Source organism: Nioella aestuarii, from assembly GCF_050896395.1.
Taxonomy (GTDB): domain Bacteria; phylum Pseudomonadota; class Alphaproteobacteria; order Rhodobacterales; family Rhodobacteraceae; genus Nioella; species Nioella aestuarii.
In genome coordinates, this window is the sequence record NZ_JBPBBA010000003.1 from 17,960 (window position 1) to 36,938 (window position 18,979).

General features: G+C 60.8%; 19 protein-coding genes. 14 read left to right on the top strand and 5 right to left on the bottom strand.

Features of this window, described 5'->3' with window-relative positions; genetic code table 11:
* Nucleotides 1-2: 2 nt before the first annotated feature.
* Nucleotides 3-992, bottom strand: a complete 990-nt coding sequence (locus ACROHD_RS02970) for a GlxA family transcriptional regulator (RefSeq protein ID WP_432675840.1) — start codon at nucleotides 990-992, stop codon at nucleotides 3-5.
* A 158-nt stretch (nucleotides 993-1,150) separates the two neighbouring features.
* Here ACROHD_RS02970 and ACROHD_RS02975 point away from each other — a divergent pair, with 158 nt between their 5' ends.
* Nucleotides 1,151-2,521, top strand: coding sequence for a class II 3-deoxy-7-phosphoheptulonate synthase (locus ACROHD_RS02975; RefSeq protein WP_432675841.1), 1,371 nt, complete (start codon nucleotides 1,151-1,153; stop codon nucleotides 2,519-2,521).
* Between the two features lie 117 nt (nucleotides 2,522-2,638).
* Here the strand turns inward: ACROHD_RS02975 and ACROHD_RS02980 are convergent, their stop codons facing one another.
* The gene (locus ACROHD_RS02980) at nucleotides 2,639-3,208 is read right to left on the bottom strand and encodes a PAS domain-containing protein (RefSeq protein ID WP_432675842.1); all 570 of its coding nucleotides are present in this window, start codon (nucleotides 3,206-3,208) and stop codon (nucleotides 2,639-2,641) included.
* A gap of 219 nt (nucleotides 3,209-3,427) precedes the next feature.
* Between ACROHD_RS02980 and ACROHD_RS02985 the strand changes: the two genes are divergently transcribed.
* The 3 genes from ACROHD_RS02985 to ACROHD_RS02995 are packed head-to-tail and all read left to right on the top strand — an operon-like array spanning nucleotide 3,428 to nucleotide 5,480.
* Nucleotides 3,428-4,306, top strand: a complete 879-nt coding sequence (locus tag ACROHD_RS02985; RefSeq protein WP_432675843.1) for a YicC/YloC family endoribonuclease — start codon at nucleotides 3,428-3,430, stop codon at nucleotides 4,304-4,306.
* A 2-nt stretch (nucleotides 4,307-4,308) separates the two neighbouring features.
* Entirely contained in the window at nucleotides 4,309-4,962 is a 654-nt protein-coding gene (gene gmk, locus ACROHD_RS02990; RefSeq protein ID WP_432675844.1) for a guanylate kinase, read from the top strand.
* On the top strand, nucleotides 4,959-5,480 hold the full coding sequence (locus ACROHD_RS02995; protein ID WP_432675845.1) for a gamma carbonic anhydrase family protein: 522 nt from the start codon (nucleotides 4,959-4,961) through the stop codon (nucleotides 5,478-5,480). The genes gmk and ACROHD_RS02995 overlap by 4 nt, the downstream gene beginning before the upstream one ends.
* Here the strand turns inward: ACROHD_RS02995 and ACROHD_RS03000 are convergent.
* Nucleotides 5,477-6,106 (bottom strand): histidine phosphotransferase family protein, encoded by a 630-nt coding sequence (locus ACROHD_RS03000; protein WP_432675846.1) that lies wholly within the window; start codon nucleotides 6,104-6,106, stop codon nucleotides 5,477-5,479. The genes ACROHD_RS02995 and ACROHD_RS03000 overlap by 4 nt on opposite strands.
* Here ACROHD_RS03000 and ACROHD_RS03005 point away from each other — a divergent pair.
* The 3 genes from ACROHD_RS03005 to olsA all read left to right on the top strand — a co-directional run bounded on the left by ACROHD_RS03005 (nucleotide 6,092) and on the right by olsA (nucleotide 8,036).
* The gene (locus ACROHD_RS03005) at nucleotides 6,092-6,304 is read left to right on the top strand and encodes a DUF3553 domain-containing protein (RefSeq protein WP_432675847.1); all 213 of its coding nucleotides are present in this window, start codon (nucleotides 6,092-6,094) and stop codon (nucleotides 6,302-6,304) included. The genes ACROHD_RS03000 and ACROHD_RS03005 overlap by 15 nt on opposite strands.
* A gap of 140 nt (nucleotides 6,305-6,444) precedes the next feature.
* A complete protein-coding gene (gene olsB, locus ACROHD_RS03010; RefSeq protein ID WP_432675848.1) occupies nucleotides 6,445-7,215 on the top strand; it encodes an L-ornithine N(alpha)-acyltransferase in 771 nt (256 codons plus the stop codon).
* Nucleotides 7,212-8,036 carry a lyso-ornithine lipid O-acyltransferase gene (olsA, locus tag ACROHD_RS03015; RefSeq protein WP_432675849.1) on the top strand — a complete coding sequence of 275 codons (825 nt, stop codon included), beginning with the start codon at nucleotides 7,212-7,214 and terminating at the stop codon, nucleotides 8,034-8,036. Before olsB ends, olsA begins: the two co-directional genes overlap by 4 nt.
* Here the strand turns inward: olsA and ACROHD_RS03020 are convergent.
* Nucleotides 8,017-8,643 carry a thiamine phosphate synthase gene (locus tag ACROHD_RS03020; RefSeq protein ID WP_432675850.1) on the bottom strand — a complete coding sequence of 209 codons (627 nt, stop codon included), beginning with the start codon at nucleotides 8,641-8,643 and terminating at the stop codon, nucleotides 8,017-8,019. The two genes, olsA and ACROHD_RS03020, sit on opposite strands and share 20 nt — an antisense overlap.
* A gap of 100 nt (nucleotides 8,644-8,743) precedes the next feature.
* Between ACROHD_RS03020 and ACROHD_RS03025 the strand changes: the two genes are divergently transcribed.
* The 4 genes from ACROHD_RS03025 (at nucleotide 8,744) to ACROHD_RS03040 (ending at nucleotide 13,370) form a co-directional block, all read left to right on the top strand.
* The gene (locus ACROHD_RS03025; RefSeq protein WP_432675851.1) at nucleotides 8,744-9,487 is read left to right on the top strand and encodes an RNA methyltransferase; all 744 of its coding nucleotides are present in this window, start codon (nucleotides 8,744-8,746) and stop codon (nucleotides 9,485-9,487) included.
* A gap of 80 nt (nucleotides 9,488-9,567) precedes the next feature.
* On the top strand, nucleotides 9,568-10,704 hold the full coding sequence (gene ctaA, locus ACROHD_RS03030) for a heme A synthase (protein ID WP_432675852.1): 1,137 nt from the start codon (nucleotides 9,568-9,570) through the stop codon (nucleotides 10,702-10,704).
* A 1-nt stretch (nucleotide 10,705) separates the two neighbouring features.
* Nucleotides 10,706-12,178 carry a carboxypeptidase M32 gene (locus tag ACROHD_RS03035; protein WP_432675853.1) on the top strand — a complete coding sequence of 491 codons (1,473 nt, stop codon included), beginning with the start codon at nucleotides 10,706-10,708 and terminating at the stop codon, nucleotides 12,176-12,178.
* 1 nt (nucleotide 12,179) lies between these two features.
* Entirely contained in the window at nucleotides 12,180-13,370 is a 1,191-nt protein-coding gene (locus ACROHD_RS03040) for an MFS transporter (protein WP_432675854.1), read from the top strand.
* Between the two features lies 1 nt (nucleotide 13,371).
* On the opposite strand, the gene ACROHD_RS03045 is transcribed toward ACROHD_RS03040, so the two are convergent.
* Nucleotides 13,372-14,181 carry an enoyl-CoA hydratase gene (locus ACROHD_RS03045; protein ID WP_432675855.1) on the bottom strand — a complete coding sequence of 270 codons (810 nt, stop codon included), beginning with the start codon at nucleotides 14,179-14,181 and terminating at the stop codon, nucleotides 13,372-13,374.
* Nucleotides 14,182-14,246: 65 nt separating this feature from the next.
* Between ACROHD_RS03045 and ACROHD_RS03050 the strand changes: the two genes are divergently transcribed.
* From ACROHD_RS03050 to prfB, 3 genes are all read left to right on the top strand, one after another.
* Nucleotides 14,247-14,666 carry a PaaI family thioesterase gene (locus ACROHD_RS03050; protein WP_432675856.1) on the top strand — a complete coding sequence of 140 codons (420 nt, stop codon included), beginning with the start codon at nucleotides 14,247-14,249 and terminating at the stop codon, nucleotides 14,664-14,666.
* Nucleotides 14,667-15,094: 428 nt separating this feature from the next.
* A complete protein-coding gene (locus tag ACROHD_RS03055) occupies nucleotides 15,095-17,710 on the top strand; it encodes a penicillin-binding protein 1A (RefSeq protein WP_432675857.1) in 2,616 nt (871 codons plus the stop codon).
* A gap of 87 nt (nucleotides 17,711-17,797) precedes the next feature.
* Nucleotides 17,798-18,925, top strand: a complete 1,128-nt coding sequence (prfB, locus tag ACROHD_RS03060; RefSeq protein ID WP_432675858.1) for a peptide chain release factor 2 — start codon at nucleotides 17,798-17,800, stop codon at nucleotides 18,923-18,925.
* Nucleotides 18,926-18,979: the final 54 nt, after the last annotated feature.

Below are 18,979 nucleotides of genomic sequence, written 5' to 3' on the forward strand. Positions count from 1 at the left end.
GATCAATCCTTGACCCGAGTCGACTGCGCACCTCTTTCCCGGTAGGGGGTGGTGTCGTAATGCGCCCGATAGCATTTGGAGAAATGCGAGGGCGAAGCAAATCCGCATGACAGCGCCACGTTGATCACGCTCATATCGGTTTGCATCAGCAGGTTGCGCGCCTTTTGAAGCCTTAGCTCCATGTAATAGCGCTTGGGACTACGGTTGAGGTAACGACGGAACAACCGTTCCAGCTGCCGCGTCGACATGCCGACCTCTTGCGCCAAAATGGACGGGCTGATCGGTTCTTCGAGGTTCTGCTCCATCATCCGGATGACCTGGCTCAGCTTAGGATGGCGCACGCCAATCCGGGTGGGGATCGACAAACGCTGCGAGTCCTGATCGGTGCGGATCGAGGTGTAGATTTGCTGATCGGCAATCTGGCTTGCCAATTCTTCGCCGTGATCGTTGGCCACAATCGTCAGCATCAGGTCAATGGACGCGGTGCCTCCGGCTGTTGTCATCCGGTTCCCATCGATAACGAAAACCGACTTGGTCAGCTTTACCTCTTCGAACTCTTCAGAAAAGCTATCCTGGTTTTCCCAATGGATCGTTGCGCGTTTGCCATCCAGAAGCCCCGCCTTTCCCATGGCATAGGCCCCGGTGCATAGCGCCGCAATTGTCACCCCGCGCCGTGCTTCTCGGCGTAGCCAGTTGATCAGCTTCTTTGTCGTGGCCTTCTGGACGTCAATGCCGCCGCAAATGACAATCGTGTCTTCGCGGTTCAGTTCCTCAAAATTCATATGCAGCTTGATCCGCGCATAGGAACTGCACTTTGCCTCGTCACCTTCCTCGCCCGCATAGAGAATCTTATACAGGTTTGCGCCGCCGAGCCGGTTGGCGATCCGCAAAGTATCAACCGCACCAGCAAAGCTGAGCAGGGTGAACTGATCCAGAAGCACGAAGATAAAGCGCTTGGGTTGGCGGGGAACGCCATTCAAAAGAGTGACCATTGCGCTTCCTTTCCATCGCGGCCCGGTTGATTTCGCCACGTTTTCTAGCGAAACCACCATTTTTTGGGTTTCGCAATCCCCCGAGAGAACGAATTTCGCATTGGCCCCCGCTTTTCTCTGCCCTATAAGCGCGGTCTGACACTGACAGGAGTTGCGTTATGGCACAGGCATGGACGAAATCGGATTGGCGCGCAAAGCCGCGGATTCAGATGCCCGACTATCCCGATGCGGAAGCATTGGCGGCTGTCGAGGCTCAACTTGCCAGCTATCCACCACTCGTCTTCGCAGGCGAGGCGCGCAAATTACGCAGCCAGCTCGCCTCCGTGTCTCGCGGTGAGGCGTTTCTGCTGCAAGGCGGTGATTGTGCTGAGAGCTTTGCCGAGTTTTCTGCCGATTCCATTCGCGACACCTACAAGGTGATGCTTCAGATGGCCGTGGTGCTGACATTTGGCGCCAAGGTTCCGGTCGTGAAAGTGGGCCGCATGGCGGGCCAGTTCGCAAAACCCCGTTCCGCGCCGACCGAGGTCAAGAACGGGATTGAGCTGCCCTCTTACCGGGGTGACATCATCAACGAGCTGGATTTCACCGAGGCGGCTCGTCTTCCGAACCCGCAGAAAATGTTGCAGGCTTACACGCAGGCGGCGGCAACGCTGAACCTTCTGCGCGCCTTCAGCCAGGGCGGGTTTGCCGATATTCACCGGGTTCACAGCTGGACGCTTGGCTTTACCGATGCCGACGACGCCGATCGCTACCGCGACATGGCCAACCGGATCTCTGATGCGCTCGACTTCATGACCGCCGCCGGCCTGAACTCGGAAACCGCGCATCAGCTTGGAACCGTGGATTTCTACACCAGCCACGAAGCGCTGCTGCTGGAATACGAAGAGGCTCTGTGCCGGATCGATTCGACCTCTGGCCTGCCGGTGGCAGGGTCGGGCCATATGATCTGGATCGGGGACCGCACCCGCCAGCCTGACGGTGCCCATGTGGAATTCGCCAGCGGCGTCCAGAACCCCATCGGTCTGAAATGCGGGCCGACAACTACCGAAGAAGACCTCAAGGTGCTGATGGCCAAGCTCAACCCCAAGAACGAGGCTGGCCGCCTGACCCTGATCGCGCGGTTTGGTGCGGGCAGCGTCGGCGATCACCTGCCGCGCCTGATCAAGACCGTTCAGGAAGAGGGTGCCAATGTCGTTTGGTCCTGCGATCCGATGCACGGCAACACCATCAAGGCGGCATCGGGCTACAAGACCCGTCCGTTCGAGTCGGTTCTGCGCGAGGTGCAGGAATTCTTTGCGATCCACCGCGCCGAGGGAACGGTCCCGGGCGGCGTGCATTTCGAGATGACCGGCAAGGACGTGACCGAATGCACCGGCGGCGTGCGCGCCGTGACGGATGAGGATCTGTCCGACCGCTACCACACCGCCTGTGACCCGCGTCTGAACGCGTCTCAATCGCTGGAACTGGCGTTCCTTGTGGCCGAGGAGCTGAGCCGCGATGGACGTAAGGCTGAGGCAGCGGCTGGCTGAAATACAGTGTGAGTGATTTAAGAAACGCCCCGGATCCTGGCAGGGTCCGGGGCTTTTCCGTTAACCAAGAAGCCTGGAGCGTTCTCAGATCGCGGTTAACGTCGCTTGGCGTTCAGCTCAGGCAAGCCCACCTTGAATGACGCGAAGGCCGGGACTTTTCTGACCGCGCTCTTGCACCGAATGTTCAACTGGCAAGGGGGCTGTGACACCAGCAACGCAAGACGCGCCGATGTGACGAATGCGAAAGCGGCGTGGGGGCAGTCCGATCAACCCGTCCGTGGCCAGAACCCCAAGCGCGCGGTCGATCTCTCCCTCGGGGCCGACCAGCGGCAAAAGGCACATCCGACCTTCCAGCACTACCCGGCCTTGTGCATCGGACACCAGTTCCAGATCCAGAACAGCAGGATCGGAAAAAACCTGAGACACCCTTTGCATCAACCGCTTACGGTCCGAAATTTCAAAAAAGGCCCGCAACGGCATACCCCTTACATCCATTCCCATCGTGTGGTGAAGGTGCTGTCCTGCCAGCCAGAACCGGACCATATCGGCGCGCGTGCGTTCGAGCAAAAAGGCATTGGGCAGGACAGGGCACAGGGCCTGCGGGTCCAGATCGGCCCGGCGCGGCACTGCACCATCCCTGCGAAGGCTGTTCCAGTAAGTCACGACAGTGTTGACCACAGATCCCATCTGCCGGCCTTTTCGGCGCCAGAGAGGCACAACGTTTCGCCGCTGTTCAGAACAGGTTTTCATCTTACGCTCCTGCATTACGGCCCCTGAAACGACCCTGCCCGGCAATAGCGTCGCGCGTGCATTTGTGTTAACGCTGACCCGGAGATCCTTACCCAACCCTTAATAACATCCGTACAATTCAACGAGCAGGGGGGAAAAGCTTAAGTGGTTAATTCGATGACAGGATATGCCGCACGCGATGTGGCATCAGATGGCATCCTTCGCAGTTGGGAATTGCGCAGCGTCAATGGCCGTGGTCTCGATATGCGGCTGCGGTTGCCGGACCGTTTGGGACGGCTAGACATCGCGTTGCGGGAAAGGCTGAAAAAGGTCATTGCCCGCGGATCGGTGACGCTTAGCCTGCGGATCACCAAGGAAGACAGCGGAACCGCAAGCGCAATTGACGAGGCGGCTCTGCTGGAAACGCTGGCAGCGCTGTCCCACATACAGCGCAGCGCCGAAGCACAGGGCCTGCCCGTCAATGCGGTGGATCCCGCCCGAATTCTGAGCTTGCCAGGCGTGATGGCCAGCGGTGGCGCGGATGATATTTTTCCGTCTGATGAAACCCTTCTGGCCGAGTTCGACGAGGTGCTGGCCGCTTTCCTGACCTCTCGTGCAGAGGAAGGCGCGGCCCTGAACCAAACGCTGAGCGATCAGATCGACGCCATGACGCCGTTGGTTGCACAAGCCGCTGCATTAGCGGACGCGCGCAAGGGCACGGCAGCCGACCGGCTGGCAGAAAACTTGAAGAAAATTCTCAACACCGCAGACGGCATGGACCCGGATCGCTTGGCACAGGAACTGGCGCTCCAGGCGGTGAAATCGGACGTGACCGAGGAGATCGACCGTCTCGCCAACGCCCATATTCCCGCAGCCAGGGCGCTGCTGGACGCGGATGGCCCTGTGGGACGACGTTTTGATTTCCTGATGCAGGAGTTCAACCGAGAGGCCAATACGCTCTGCTCCAAGTCCAACGACGCGGCGCTGACCCAGACCGGCCTTGACCTCAAGGTCGCGATTGATCAGATGCGCGAGCAGGTTCAGAACGTGGAGTGATCATGCCCCAACCCGATAGCCGCCGTGGCCTTCTTATCATTCTTTCGTCGCCCTCGGGCGCGGGAAAATCGACGCTGGCCAAGCGCCTGATGGAATGGGATCCGTCCCTGAGCTTCTCGGTCTCCGCCACCACCCGCGCCCCGCGTCCGGGCGAGGTGGACGGCAAGGACTACCATTTCCTGACTGAGAAAGGCTTCAAGACGCTGGTTCGTGATGGCGCGATGTTGGAACACGCCCATGTCTTCGGCAATTTCTATGGTTCGCCCATGGCACCGGTGAAAGAGGCGATCGACAGCGGCTGCGATGTGCTGTTCGACATCGACTGGCAGGGCGCGCAGCAGATCAAGGTGTCGAAACTGCGTGATCATGTCTTGTCAATTTTCGTGCTGCCGCCGTCCATCGCGGAACTGCGCCGCCGTCTGGTCAGCCGGGGGCAGGACGCGCCCGAGGTGATCCAGAAGCGGATGCAGAAAAGCTGGGACGAAATCAGCCACTGGGACGGGTACGACTACGTTCTGGTCAATGACGATCTGGAAGTGACGTTCGAGCGGCTGAAAACCATCGTCAGCGCCGAGCGTCTGCGTCAGCCGCAACAGCCCGGGCTCGCAAGCTTTGTGCGTGGGCTTCAGTCCGAGTTTCAGGAGGATGAACAGTGATTTATGCCCTCGACGGCATCGCACCCGAGATTGCGGACGACACCTGGATCGCACCGGACGCCAATGTGATCGGGCGGGTGGTGCTGGAAACTGGCGCGTCCGTTTGGTTCGGTTGCACCCTGCGTGGCGATAACGAAGAAATTCGGATTGGCGCAGGATCGAACGTGCAGGAAAACACCGTCATGCATACCGACCCCGGCTGCCCATTGCAGATCGGGGCCAATTGCACCATCGGTCACAAGGCCATGTTGCATGGGTGCCAGATTGGGGATGGCAGCCTCATCGGCATGGGCGCCACGGTTCTGAATGGTGCGAAGATCGGCAAAGGCTGTCTGATCGGGGCCGGGGCGCTGATCACCGAAAACAAGGTGATCCCTGATTTCTCACTGGTGATGGGCGCTCCGGGCAAGGTTGTGCGGACACTGGATGAGGCCGCGCAAGCGGGCCTGCTGGCCTCTGCCGAACATTACCGACAGAACATGCGCCGTTTTCGGGCGGGGCTGGTCGCGCAGGGTTAAGCCTTCGTGACATGCACGGTGAATTTCAGATCCTCCTGATCCTGTACCAGCCGAACGCGCTGTCCGTTTTCTGCCGTGTCTCTCGCCAGCAGGGCGAACTGAACGCGAGACGCAGGGAGCGACGCAACAGCAAGCGCCGGTTCATCCAGCAGCTGCCAAAGTGTTTCGTCTATGGCCAGCTTGCGACCTGTCCCTGACAATTCCCACCTCTCACCCTCGCGCCGAACGCTCAGACAGCCACCAAGCGGCAGGACGCTTTCCGCGCAGTTTAGCAACAGAAAGCCCTGCTTTGCGTCCTTGCGAGGCAGATCACCGCGGACCTGCCAATCAACGGTCAGACGCCCGGACCCAAAGATCGCAGCCACGATTTCCCGCATCTCGCGTTCTGACAGGGTTTCGTCCGCCCGGGCTGCACCAAAGGCGACACGGAAAAAGCGGATACGCGCCATGGCATCTTCGATCGCCGATCCGATCAGGTCCAGTTCCGGGCTTCGAGGAGCGCCAGACAAACCGATCAGTTCCATCCCGTTGGAAATTGCGGATAGCGGGTTTACAAGGTCATGGCACAGCCGCGATCCCACCAGTTCGGCAAGTTCAGGCAGGGGGAAGTCATGGCGATCATCCATTACGAAAGGCCCCCTGAAATGGTCAATGATTTGAATGCGATGCTGGAACCGGGCATGATGGTGCGCCACCCTGGCCAGCCCGATTGGGGACTGGGACAGGTGCAATCAAATATCGCCGGCCGGATCACGGTTAATTTCGAACATGCCGGCAAAGTGGTGATCAATGGTGAGCGTGTGGGCCTTGTCATCGAGTTCTGATCCCCTCGGGTCTGTTGCTCTGAAACGCTAGTCCATGCTCGGTTAACAGATTCCTAACGGACCCCCGGAGCTGCCCGCCTGCGGTTGCAATGCGCAAGCCAATCGCTTACCCCGCGCGCAGGAATATCGGCAGGCAAAGCATGGTCATCGACGACACCCAATTCGAGCTGCGTCTTGCGCAAACCGCCGAGGATCTGCGTCTGGCCCAATCCCTGCGCTATGATGTCTTCGTTCGGGAATTGGGAAGCGACGGCGACATGGTGGACCATGCCGACGGGCTGGAGATCGACCGCTTCGACCCGTTCTTCGATCATCTGATGCTGATGGACCGTTCCAGGGAGGATAACCCTTGCGTGGGCGTCTACCGTCTGATGCGCGAGGATCAGGCCGCCGAGGCCGGCCAGTTTTATTGCGACGACGAATATGATCTTACGGTGCTGAAGGCCGGTCCCTTGAAACTGTTGGAACTGGGCCGGTCCTGCGTCCATGCAGATTATCGCGGCGGTACCGCAATGCTTCATCTGTGGAACGGGCTTGCCGAATATGTGGAAAACCACGGAATCGACCTGATTTTCGGCGTGGCCTCCTTTCATGGCACCGATGCCAGCGCGTTCGCCGCCCCCCTGTCGCTGCTGCATCACCGCTATCTCGCACCGCAGGAGATCCGGGTTCGGGCCCGTGATGAGGGGTTCCAGCGCATGGACCTGATCGACGAGGCTGAACTGGACCGGGTGGCAGCCGCCCGCGCGATGCCCTCGCTGATCAAGGGATACCTCAAGATGGGGGGCTTTGTGGGAGAGGGCGCCTTTATCGACCGGCCCTTCAACACGACGGATATTTGCCTGTTGCTGGACGTAAAACGCGTGTCGCAAAAGCAATTCGGTCTTTATGCCAAAGGGGCACGGCGGTGACGATCTGGGATGACGGGCAAGTCCCGGTGGACACCCCGATCACTTGGGCGGGTTGGGTGCGCGTGTTGCGCCGGGGCGGGCCGATTGTCCTGTTGTTGCTGATCTGCTTTCCAGCGCTGCTGATCTTGCGCATCCCGGAGAAGTGGATTTGGGGCTATCGGCGTCCGGTCACGCCATGGATCACACAATTTGTATGTATTTCAGCCTGTTGGCTGATGGGGTTAAAGCGTCATGTCAGTGGTTCTCCATCACCTGCTCGTGGCGCGTATGTGGCCAATCATTCCAGTTGGCTGGATATTTTCGTTCTGAACGCCTCCAAGCGGATCTACTTTGTCGCCAAGGCCGAGGTGCATGGCTGGCCCGGAATTGGCTGGCTGGCGCGGGGCACGGGTACAGTCTTTATCCGTCGTGACCGGCGCGAGGCAAAGCGCCAACAGGAGATGTTCGAGGATCGGTTGCGGGCGGGCCACCATCTGCTGTTCTTCCCTGAGGGAACCAGTACCGACGGTCAGCGGGTTCTGCCCTTCAAAACCACGCTCTTTGCGGCCTTCACCACCGAGACGTTGCGCGATTTCCTGACGATCCAGCCTGTCAGCCTGCGTTATCACGCGCCCGAGGGTGAGGACCCAAGGTTTTATGGCTGGTGGGGCGATATGGGCTTTGGCTACGGGCTGCTTAAGGTGCTGGCCGTCCGGCGGCAGGGCGTGGTCGACGTGATCTACCATCCGCCCTTGAAAGTGGCGGACTACCCCGATCGCAAAGCGCTGGCCTTAGCCTGCGAAAAGGTCGTTCGTCAGGGATTTACCGGATCGGCGCGGTAAGTGCCTTCAGCGCTGCAAGCGGATCCTCGGCTTTCCAGATCTCTTGCCCGATGGCAAAGAAATCGGTGACAGGGGCCAGCTTTGCCACCAGATCGGCCGTCAATGCGCCCTCTGCGACCACCGGCAGTTCGATCATCTGTGACCACCAGGCGAACAGGTCATGTTCTGCCTTGCTGCCATCGCCAAGCGGGCTGTCACCCACAGGGCCGTAGGCGATATAGTCCGCACCCACTTCGCCCGCTGTCATGCCTTCATGGGTAGAGACCCCGCAGAAAGCTCCGACGATGGGATCGGCCCCCAGATCCTTGCGCGCCTTGCGCACGGACCGGGCGCCATCGGTCAGGTGAACGCCGTCAAGGCCAAGCCGTTCCACCATGCCAAGGTGCTTTTCGATCACAAGCGGCACGTCGCGTTCATGTGCAATCAGGCGCAGCGCATCGGCGGCGCGGGCGACCTCATCGGCGTCCGAGGACGCATGGGCCAGCCGAAGACAGGCGATCTCCATTCCGTCCAGAACGGCGGCAAGCTTCGGGGTGAAGTCGTCAATCTCGAAGGCGGGCGGCGTGATCAGGTAGATCTGCGGCTGCTCTGGGGCGTCCTGTGGCATGGGTCTGTCCTTCATCACTATTGGCGCGGTGATAGCCGGTGATGGCGTCGGGAACAATGGGGCGCTTGCATCGCAAAGCCCTCGGATTTATGCGGCTGGCATGGACAGCAAACACCCGCAACCCGCTTTCATCCTCGTGCGCCCGCAGATGGGCGAAAACATCGGCGCCGCCGCGCGGGCGATGTGGAATTTCGGTTTGGACCACATGCGCGTCATTAGCCCACGCGATGGCTGGCCCAATGAACGCGCCGTGGCGCTGGCCAGCGGTGCCGGGCGGCTGCTGGACAATGCGGGCCTTTTCGAAACCACACAGGAGGCGCTGCGCGACTGTACCTACGTGTTCGCCACCACCGCGCGCCAGCGGGGCCTGACCAAACCCATCGTGACGCCTGAGCGCGCCATGCAGCAAGCGCGCGAGATCCACGCTCAGGGCGGTAAGGTCGGGGTGTTGTTTGGCCCTGAACGCGCGGGGCTGGAGAATGACGATATTGTTCTTGCCAACGCCATCGTCTCAGTGCCGGTCAACCCGGAATTTGCCTCGCTCAACCTTGGGCAATGCGTGCTGCTGACCGCTTATGAATGGCGTCGTGCGACAGAAGAGATCGTCGCCGAGGTCATGGAACTGGCCGGGACCGACTTCGCGACCGGGCTGGAGATTGAAAAACTGGGTGATCATTTTGAGAACCGGCTGTCAGAAGCCGGGTTCTTCTTCCCAGAGGCCAAGGCCGAAAGTATGCGCTTGAACCTGCGCAATATGTGGGCCCGGCTGCCGCTGACGCGTGCGGATGTGCAGACGCTTCATGGGGTCCTGCGCCAAATGGTCCGCTGGAAGGAACGTGGCTGACCCGCGACCCATTGCCGTGGCGCTTGATCCTCCCGTGGGGCAGGGCTAGGTCTGGCGGAAAGGAAATGGGAGCCTGAGGCATGAGCGGACAGCGCAGCATTTTTGAAGAGGTCACGGAAACCCGGAAACCCGCCGCTACACCGGGCGCTTTGACAGCAGGCCGGGGTAGGGGGCGCGGTTTTGCGCGGATCTGGCTGATGGTGCTTTTTGTGATGGTGGTGGTGATGATCGCCGTGGGTGGGTTGACCCGGCTGACCGACTCAGGCCTGTCGATCACGGAGTGGGCACCGATATCCGGCGCCGTTCCACCGCTGAACGAAACCGATTGGCAAGCGGAGTTCGAGGCCTATCAGCAGACAGACGAATACCGGTTGCAGAATGCTGGTATGAGCCTCGCTGAATTCCAGTACATCTACTGGTGGGAATGGGGACACCGGCAGCTTGGCCGCACCATTGGCCTTGTCTGGGCGATCGGCTTTGGCTTCATGCTGGCGACCAAGCGTATGCCAACTGGATGGACCGGGCGGTTCTTGCTGCTAGGGGCCCTTGGCGGCGCACAAGGGGCCATTGGCTGGTGGATGGTGCATTCCGGGCTGCAGGAGGGGATGCTCGACGTTGCGTCCTATCGGCTGGCCACGCATTTGGGCCTGGCCTTCCTGATCCTGGGCCTGATCGCCTGGTATGTCTTCCGCCTGTCACGGGACGAGGCTGAACTGATGCAGGCCCGTCGCAACATGGACCGCAAGATGAAGGGCATGACCACGGGCCTTCTGCATCTGTCCTTCGTGCAAATCCTTCTGGGTGCTCTTGTGGCGGGCATTGATGCGGGCCGCATGTTTCCCGATTGGCCGCTTATGTCCGGCGGTTTCTTCCCGCCCGATATGTGGCAGATCGAGCCCCTGTGGCGGAACTTCTTTGAGAACGCAGGCACCGTGCAGTTCATCCACCGGATCGTGGGCTATGTGCTGGTGCTGATGGCGATCGGCATCCTGATGGCAGCCCGCAAATCCGCCAATCGCAGCGTCAAGGGCGCTGCGCAGGTGGCGGCAGTGATGATCTTTGTTCAGGCCACGCTTGGCATCGTAACCGTCATGCATTCCTCGCCCCTGGCGCTGGCACTGCTGCACCAGTTGGGGGCGGTCTTGACGATTGTCCTGATCCTGCGCGCTCGCTTCACCGCGATGCACCCGCGCGCGCAATCCGTAAGGGGAACCTGAGATGTCGGCCTATGACGATCTGATCGCCTATCAGAAAGACACGCAGGCGCTGGCGCAGGTGATGGGACGCCTTGGCTGGGACCAGGAAACCGTGATGCCGCGCGGGGCGGCTGATCAGCGAGCGGAAGAAATGGCGGCAATGGAATCTGTCCTTCATGCCCGCCGCACCGATCCGAGGGTGGGCGAATGGCTGGCCAAGGCAGAGGCCGCAGACGACACGGCCCGCGCCAATCTGCGCCTTATTCGCCGGGAATATGACCGTGCCACCAAGGTGCCTGCCGATCTGGCAAAGGCGCTGGCAAAGGCCACGTCGCGGGCTCAGGGCATATGGGCCGAGGCCCGCGCGAGCGAGGATGTTGCGGCTTTTCTTCCCACATTGACTGAAATTCTGCGTCTGCGCCGAGAGGAAGCCGCCGCCATCGCAGGCGACGCAGACCCCTATGACGCGCTCTTGCAGGATTACGAGCCGGGGATCACCGGCGCAGAGCTGGAGGCGCTCTTCTCTCGTATGCGGCCGCGTCTGGTTGACCTGCGGGGGCGGGTTCTATCCTCGGGCTTTGACCCCGACCCGCTTCACGGCCATTTCCCGGAAGCCGCGCAGCTGGCGCTCTCCGCCGATCTGGCGCGCGTTTTCGGCTATGATTTCACCCATGGCCGCATAGACAAGGCGGTGCATCCGTTCAGCTCTGGGTCTGGCCACGATGTTCGGATCACAACGCGGGTGGATGAGGGCGAGCCCTTTGGCTGTCTCTACTCGACCATCCACGAGGTTGGCCACGCGTGCTATGAGCTGAACATCGACGATGCCTATATGCTCAGCGTTCTGGGGCAGGGCGTGTCCATGGGGGTGCATGAAAGCCAGAGCCGGTCCTATGAAAACCAGATGGGCCGCAGCCGCGCCTTTACCGGTTGGCTGTTCGCTAGGATGACCGATGTCTTTGGGCCGCTGAATATCGGTGATGCCGATGCGTTCCACGCCGCCGTGAACCGGGTACAATCTGGCTACATCCGCACCGAGGCCGACGAGGTTCATTACAACTTGCACATCCTGCTTCGCTTCGATCTGGAACGCGCGCTGATCAAGGGCGATCTGCAAGTGTCTGATCTAGAAGCAGCCTGGAATGACCGCTTTGCCGCCGATTTTGGTGTCGCGGTCGACAAGCCTTCGAACGGGATGCTTCAGGACGTGCACTGGTCGGTGGGGCTGTTTGGGTATTTCCCGACCTACACGCTTGGCAACGTCTATGCGGGCTGCCTGTTCAAAGCGCTTCGCGAAGACTTGCCAGACCTGGATGCGCAGATGGCGGCGGGCGATCTGAGCGGCGCAACAGGCTGGATGGCGGCGAACCTGCAAACCCATGGTGGGCTTTTCGAGCCTCGTAAGGTCGTGGAACGGGCATCGCGCGCGCCGGTCAGCGAGGAGCCGTTGTTGGATTATCTCGACGCCAAGTTCGGCGCGATTTACGGGGTTTAACATGGAAGTGCGGCCAAACCAGGCCGCACGCGGCCCCGCAGTCTGGATGCTGGCGGTCGGCCTGACTCTCAGCTACGCCTGCCTTTACTACATCTTTGCGGCCCTCATCCTGAGCTGGGAGGCCGATCTGGGTTGGGATCGGACAGTTCTGGCTTCGGGGCCGTTTCTGTCCATCGTGATCGCTGCGGCATTGGCCCCGTTCGCAGGCAGGCTGGTAGACCTCGGCAAAGGGCCAGAGGCGATGGTTGCGGGCGCGGTGATCGGGGCAGGGGCCTTGTCGCTCCTGGCCATAAGCCACACACCAGCGGCCTATCTCTCGGCCTGGGCATTGATCGGGCTGGCGCAGTCGGTGGCGCTCTATGAAACCTGTTTCGCATTCCTGATCCGTCGCCTCGGCCCCCACGCACGGGCGGCGATTGTCCGGGTCACTTTGGTGGCAGGCTTTGCATCCACGCTGGCTTTTCCGGCTGGCGCAACGCTCAGTGCTTCAATCGGCTGGCGAGGCGCGGTGTGGGTTGCGGCGGCGGTGATGGCGTTTGTACTGGTGCCGCTATTTGCAATCGCGGGCCGGATGCTGCGCCGGGTAGAGGGTGCGCCGGATACAAGAGAGGCCGACAAGGGCGCTTTGGTCCGGGCGCTACGCTCTGGCAGTTTCTGGATCTTGGCAATCGTCCTGTCGCTTGTGTCGCTCAATCACTGGATGCTGATCAACTACGCCGTTCCCATTTTTGTGGCCCAGGGGGCAAGCCAGCCCTTTGCGGTTCTCGCGGCTTCTACAGTCGGGCCCGCGCAGGTGGCAGGCCGTCTGGTCCTGATGCGATATGAGGCCCGGATCGGTACTGCAACCGCGACCCGGATCACCTTCCTGACCATGGTGGTAGGCACGTTGGCGTTGTTCCTTGCGGGGTTGGAGCCGTTGCTGATCTTCGCCTTCACCATCATTCAGGGTGGGGCAATCGGCATCATGACCATCCTGCGCCCCGTGTTGATTTCAGAGGTTATGGGACCGGCGGGCTACGGCGCGATAGCGGGCACCATACAGATCCCGGCGCTGTTGGCAGGTGCGCTGGCCCCGCTATTGGGCGCGGTCATGCTGGACGGATACGGGGTGACGGGCCTGCTTGGCCTGTCGCTGCTGGTGCTGGCGGCCAGTATCGCAATGCTGACCTTGCTGTTGAGGCGGACCGGCTGACTTAACCTGGCTGCTTCCAGTCAGGCACCCGTTTTTCAATGAAAGCGTCAATGCCCTCGGCCGTGTCGTCGTCCAGCATGTTCTCCACCATCACGGCCCCGGTAAAGTCATAGGCCTGGCTGAGGTTCATCTGGATTTGGTCGTAAAACGCCCGTTTGCCGATGCGCACTGCGCTGCCAAGCTTGTCGGCCACGGTCTGCGCCAGGTCCATCACCTCGTCTTCCAATCGGTCTGCGTGGACGGATCGGTTGATCAACCCGAGGGCTTCGGCACGGTCAGCAAAAATGAAACGGCCTGTGGTCAGCATCTCCATCGCCTGCTTGCGCGGGATGTTGCGTGACAGGGCCACCATGGGCGTAGAACAAAACAGGCCGATATTCACGCCATTCACCCCGAACCGAGTGTCATCGGCAGCCACCGCCATGTCGCATGAGGCCACCAGCTGACAGCCCGCCGCCGTGGCAATACCGTGGACCTGAGCAATGACCGGTTGCGGCAGGCGCGGTATCATCTGCATGACCTCGCCACAGCGATTGAACAGATCACGCAAGGCGGCTGCGCCCTTGTCAGGGGCCTGGCGCTTGGCACGCATCTCCTTGAGGTCATGACCGGCGCAGAACGCTTTGCCAACCCCGCGCAGGATCACGACGCGCTGTGTCTCGGACCCCATCAATTCGGTGAATTCTTCCTTTAGACGCGCCAGCATCGCATCCGACAGCGCATTCAGCGCACCGGGCATATTCAGCGTCAGCCGGGTGATTGGACCAAGATCCTCGCGGATAAGAATATCCTGTGACGTAGCGTCCGACATCTGGCCCTCCCTTGCCAATTCGCTTCAAGACCCGGAATGCTATGCCGAAAGATGGAGGAGGAGCAATGGGACTGCTCATGGACAAATCCGCGCTGGCAGCTTTTTTGCAGGCGGAGTTCCAGCAGGTGGCGGATGATTTCACCGTCGAAGAGGTGCGCGAGATGGGAATCCTCGTACGGCTGAACGTCGATGACCGGCATCTGCGACCCGGCGGCACGATCTCGGGCCCGTCGATGTTCGCACTGGCTGATGTGTCGATCTACCTTGCGGTGCTGGCGATGATCGGACCCAAGGCGCTGGCCGTGACTACGAATATCTCGATGGATTTCATGCGAAAACCTGCTGCGGCCACGGATCTGCTATGCGATTGCCGATTGTTGAAACTGGGTCGTTCCCTGGCTGTGGGCGACTGTCTGATCCGATCGGAAGGAATGGAAGCGCCAGTGGCCAGGGCCTCGATGACCTACGCCATTCCCCCGGAATAACGCGCAAGCCAAAACGGAGCCTCCTCGAAGCGTTTCGTCTCGGGGAGGAAGCCAAAGCACCTGGAACCCGTGAAACTTCAGCAAAGCCTTGTTGCCGTTCGGGGACAGGCCAGTGTGACTCGAAGGTTCATCCCCGGCCTTTCCCATTGGCTCGTCTTCATCACGACCGGTTGTTGGCAGAACCCGCGCTCTAACGGGGTGCGATGGCTGCGTTCAGGGCGCGGCTGGTGTCGCGTGAACAGGCCCAGAAAGCCGCCGCATGTTCACAGGCAGGAAGAATGTCATAAAACTCCGTCGCTCTTCCAGCGCGCTGCGAGGCGCATGGACCAACCCCGAAAAGGCGCGATTTCCCGCCGCTTTCCTCGCGTGCCTTTTGACCCTGTCATTTACCCCGCCTATAAGGCGAAAGCGCCACAGGAGTCGCGGGCATGATCCGATTCATTTTTTCCTTTTTGGGGGCAATTTTTAGCCTCGTGACCAATGGGCTCGTCATGGGTGCGCTGATTGCTGGTGGGGTGATCTTTTCCTTCACCCGCGATTTGCCTGACTATCAGACTCTACAGCAGTATTCGCCCGCCACGATCAGCCGGATCTATAACCGCGATGGCGAGATCATGGATGAATTTGCCGCCGAACGCCGGATCTATGCCTCGTATGAGGAAATTCCGCCGGTCGTCGTACATGCCTTCGTCAGCGCCGAGGACCGCAACTTCTTTGAACATTCCGGCTATGATCCGCGCGCCATCGGAGCCGCGGTTGTCGAGGCGATCCGGTCTCGCGGGCAGGATGTGCGTGGGGCATCCACGATCACGCAACAGGTTGTGAAGAACTTCCTGCTCGATGGTTCGCGCCGGATCGAACGGAAGATCCGAGAGATCATCCTTGCCGCGCGGATCGAGCAGACGCTGTCAAAAGAACGGATCATGGAGCTTTATCTCAACGAGATCGAGCTTGGTCAGCGCTCCTTCGGCGTGGCCGCTGCGGCGCAGACCTATTTCAACTCCGACCTTGTCGACCTGCGCCCCGAACAGGCCGCCTACCTGGCGGCGCTGCCACAATCGGGGGGCACCGCGCTGCATCCGGTGCGCAACTATGAACGCGCTGTCAGCCGCCGCAATTACGTGCTGCGCGAGATGTATGAGAACGGCTATCTTTCGCAAGAAGAGATGGAGGCCGCGCAGGCCATGCCGCTGGAAACCGTTCAGGGCGGCCATATTGAGCCGTTCCGGGCGCAGTTGCCATCACGTGACTATTTCTCTGACGAGATCCGCCGCCAGCTGAGCCGCGATTTCGGAACCGAAGGGTTCCTGTCGGGCGGCTACACCGTGCGTGCCACGATGGATGAAAGCCTTCAGGATGCCGCCGCACAGGCCCTGCGCCGAGCGCTGGAGCGCTATGACCGGGAACGTGGCCTGTGGCGCGAACCGCTGGCAACCATTGAGCCCGAGCTTCTGGCCGCAGCCGAGGGCGAGGGCTGGCGTGAGCTGTTGGCAGAGGTCACCTTTCCGCGTGACATAGATGGCTGGCACGCGGCTGTGGTTCTGGAAGTGGGCAACACCCACGCCCGGATTGGCATCGAAGGCGTTGAGGATGACGAGGACGGCCACTGGATTCCGCCAGAAGACGTGACATGGGCCCGTCCCGTGGATGCAGACGGCAACCGGGGCGATACCGCGCGCACTGCTGGCGATCTGCTGGACGTGGGCGACGTGATCCATGTGCGCGCCATGACCAGCGACAGCGACGGCAGCTTTATCCGCTGGACCCTGCGCCAGATCCCCGAGGTGCAGGGCGGGTTCATGGCGATGGATGTGAACACGGGCCGCGTTCTGGCGATGCAGGGGGGATTTTCCTACCAGTATTCCAGCTTCAACCGCGCGACACAGGCGACGCGCCAGCCGGGCTCTGTCTTTAAGCCCTTCGTCTATGCAACCGCGCTTGATACCGGCTATAGCCCCAACACCATCGTCATCGACGCCCCGATCGAGGTCGATACGGGCGAAGGCATCTGGCGGCCAACCAACGCGTCCAATGAATTCTATGGGCCTGCTCCGCTGCGCACCGGGATCGAGCGGTCACGGAACCTGATGACCGTGCGTCTGGCGCAGGATGTGGGCATGGAGACCGTGGCCCGCTATGCGGAACGCTTCGGTGTCTATGATGAGCTTCAACCCTATCTGGCCAATTCGCTCGGGTCGCAGGAAACCACGCTTTATCGTGTTGTGGCGGCCTATGCGATGTTTGCCAATGGCGGCGAGAGGGTGGAACCCACTCTGGTTGACCGGGTGCAAGACCGGTTCGGTGCAACAGTCTATCGCCATGATCAGCGCATCTGTCAGGACTGCCTGCTAAGCGATTTGCAGGATGGCCGCGCGCCCCGGATCGTGTCGAACCGAGAGCGGGTGATTGACGCAATCACCGCCTACCAGATCACCTCGATGATGCGCGGCGTGGTCCAGCGGGGCACCGCGGCGGGAAGCGTCGGGAATGCGGGCCTTGGCGTTCCGCTTGCTGGCAAGACCGGTACGACCAACGATGCACGCGACGTTTGGTTCGTTGGGTTCTCCAACACCATCGTGGCAGGCTGCTATATCGGCTTCGACACTCCGCGCAGTCTGGGCCGGGGTGCATCTGGCGGCGGCATGTGCGGGCCGGTCTTTGCGCAGTTCATGCGCGAGGCAATTGCCGAATACGGCGGCGGCGAATTCGAAGTGCCGCCCGGCGGCCATTTCTATCCGATTGACCGCTTCTCTGGCCAGAGACTGGAAGAGGGCGCGTCCGGCCCCGACGTGGTGATGGAGTATTTCCGCGACGGCGAAGAACCCTTCTTTGGCATGTTGTCCATTGTCGATGGTGGATTTGGAATGGGGTCGAACCTGCCGATGTTCGCACGTGGCCAGGAACCCGGCGGCGATGGCGGTGAAATCGTCGATGGGGACCCGTTGCCACCCACGGACAGCACCGTGGAAACCTCAACCGGTGGGACTGCTCGGGTGCCCCTTGGTACCGGGTTTGGAGAGCTTACCTCGGGCGGGCTATACTGACCATCATAGGCCCTTGCCCGCTTGCAGCGGCGCGGGGGCTGGTCTACATCCCTCTGACAGTCCTTTCACGAGCCAAGCGAGCAGACCATGCGGGCCGAAACCCAAAGCCATATCGAGAAAATCCGTAAATCCCTGACCCTTCTGGGCCAGCGGATGGACCTTGAAACGGCCCCTCATCGTTTGGAAGAATTCAATGCCCGTGTCGAAGACCCGGATCTTTGGAACGACCCTGAGAAAGCCCAGAAGCTGATGCGCGAGCGGCAGATGCTTGTCGACAAGATGGGCACCTACAAGGCGATTGAGACCGGCTTGAACGACAATGTTGAGCTGATCGAGCTTGGCGAAATGGAAGACGATCAAGAGGTGATCGCCGAGGCGGAGGCCGCGCTGGCCGAGCTGACGAAGACCGCCGCCGCAAAGGAGCTGGAGGCATTGCTGGATGGCGAGGCCGATAGCAATGATACCTTCCTGGAAATCAATTCGGGCGCGGGCGGCACCGAAAGCTGTGACTGGGCGTCGATCCTGGCGCGCATGTATGTCCGTTGGGCCGAGAAGAAGGGCTATGACGTCGAGCTGCAATCCGAAAGCGCGGGCGAAGAGGCGGGCATCAAATCCGCCACCTACAAGATTTCCGGCCACAATGCCTATGGCTGGTTGAAGTCGGAATCGGGCGTACACCGGCTGGTCAGGATCAGCCCTTATGACAGCGCCGCTCGCCGCCATACCTCGTTTAGCTCTGTCTGGGTCTATCCGGTCGTGGATGACAATATCGAAATCGAGGTGAACCCCTCTGATATCCGTATCGACACCTACCGGTCGTCGGGTGCCGGCGGTCAGCACGTGAACACCACGGACTCGGCTGTTCGGATCACCCACATTCCGACCGGCATCGTCGTGACCAGCTCGGAGAAATCCCAGCACCAGAACCGCGATATCGCCATGAAGGCGCTGAAATCACGGCTTTACCAGCAAGAGCTTGACCGCCGAAACGCAGCCATCAACGAGGCGCATGAGAACAAGGGCGACGCGGGCTGGGGCAACCAGATCCGGTCCTATGTGCTTCAACCCTACCAGATGGTGAAGGACCTGCGCACGGGCTATGAGACTTCGGACACGCAAGGCGTTCTGGACGGTGACCTTGATGGCCTGATGGCCAGCGTGCTGGCAATGGACGTGTCCGGCAAGACCCGCGCACAGGCGCAGGCAGAGGACTGATCCATCAACCGGTCCTAAAGCAAGCTGTCCTTATTGGGCTTGGAGATCCTGCCG

Bases quoted from the DNA above. Each gene is read 5' to 3' on its own strand.
- ACROHD_RS03000 (WP_432675846.1), bottom strand. From the start codon at position 6,106: ATGGATGATCGCCATGACTTCCCCCTGCCTGAACTTGCCGAACTGGTG.
- ctaA (WP_432675852.1), top strand. From the start codon at position 9,568: ATGAGCGGACAGCGCAGCATTTTTGAAGAGGTCACGGAAACCCGGAAA.
- ACROHD_RS03045 (WP_432675855.1), bottom strand. From the start codon at position 14,181: ATGTCGGACGCTACGTCACAGGATATTCTTATCCGCGAGGATCTTGGT.
- ACROHD_RS02970 (WP_432675840.1), bottom strand. From the start codon at position 992: ATGGTCACTCTTTTGAATGGCGTTCCCCGCCAACCCAAGCGCTTTATC.
- prfB (WP_432675858.1), top strand. From the start codon at position 17,798: ATGCGGGCCGAAACCCAAAGCCATATCGAGAAAATCCGTAAATCCCTG.
- ACROHD_RS02985 (WP_432675843.1), top strand. From the start codon at position 3,428: ATGACAGGATATGCCGCACGCGATGTGGCATCAGATGGCATCCTTCGC.
- ACROHD_RS03020 (WP_432675850.1), bottom strand. From the start codon at position 8,643: ATGCCACAGGACGCCCCAGAGCAGCCGCAGATCTACCTGATCACGCCG.
- ACROHD_RS03035 (WP_432675853.1), top strand. From the start codon at position 10,706: ATGTCGGCCTATGACGATCTGATCGCCTATCAGAAAGACACGCAGGCG.
- ACROHD_RS03055 (WP_432675857.1), top strand. From the start codon at position 15,095: ATGATCCGATTCATTTTTTCCTTTTTGGGGGCAATTTTTAGCCTCGTG.
- ACROHD_RS02975 (WP_432675841.1), top strand. From the start codon at position 1,151: ATGGCACAGGCATGGACGAAATCGGATTGGCGCGCAAAGCCGCGGATT.
- ACROHD_RS03050 (WP_432675856.1), top strand. From the start codon at position 14,247: ATGGGACTGCTCATGGACAAATCCGCGCTGGCAGCTTTTTTGCAGGCG.
- olsB (WP_432675848.1), top strand. From the start codon at position 6,445: ATGGTCATCGACGACACCCAATTCGAGCTGCGTCTTGCGCAAACCGCC.
- ACROHD_RS03025 (WP_432675851.1), top strand. From the start codon at position 8,744: ATGGACAGCAAACACCCGCAACCCGCTTTCATCCTCGTGCGCCCGCAG.
- gmk (WP_432675844.1), top strand. From the start codon at position 4,309: ATGCCCCAACCCGATAGCCGCCGTGGCCTTCTTATCATTCTTTCGTCG.
- ACROHD_RS03040 (WP_432675854.1), top strand. From the start codon at position 12,180: ATGGAAGTGCGGCCAAACCAGGCCGCACGCGGCCCCGCAGTCTGGATG.
- ACROHD_RS02980 (WP_432675842.1), bottom strand. From the start codon at position 3,208: ATGGGATCTGTGGTCAACACTGTCGTGACTTACTGGAACAGCCTTCGC.
- ACROHD_RS03005 (WP_432675847.1), top strand. From the start codon at position 6,092: ATGGCGATCATCCATTACGAAAGGCCCCCTGAAATGGTCAATGATTTG.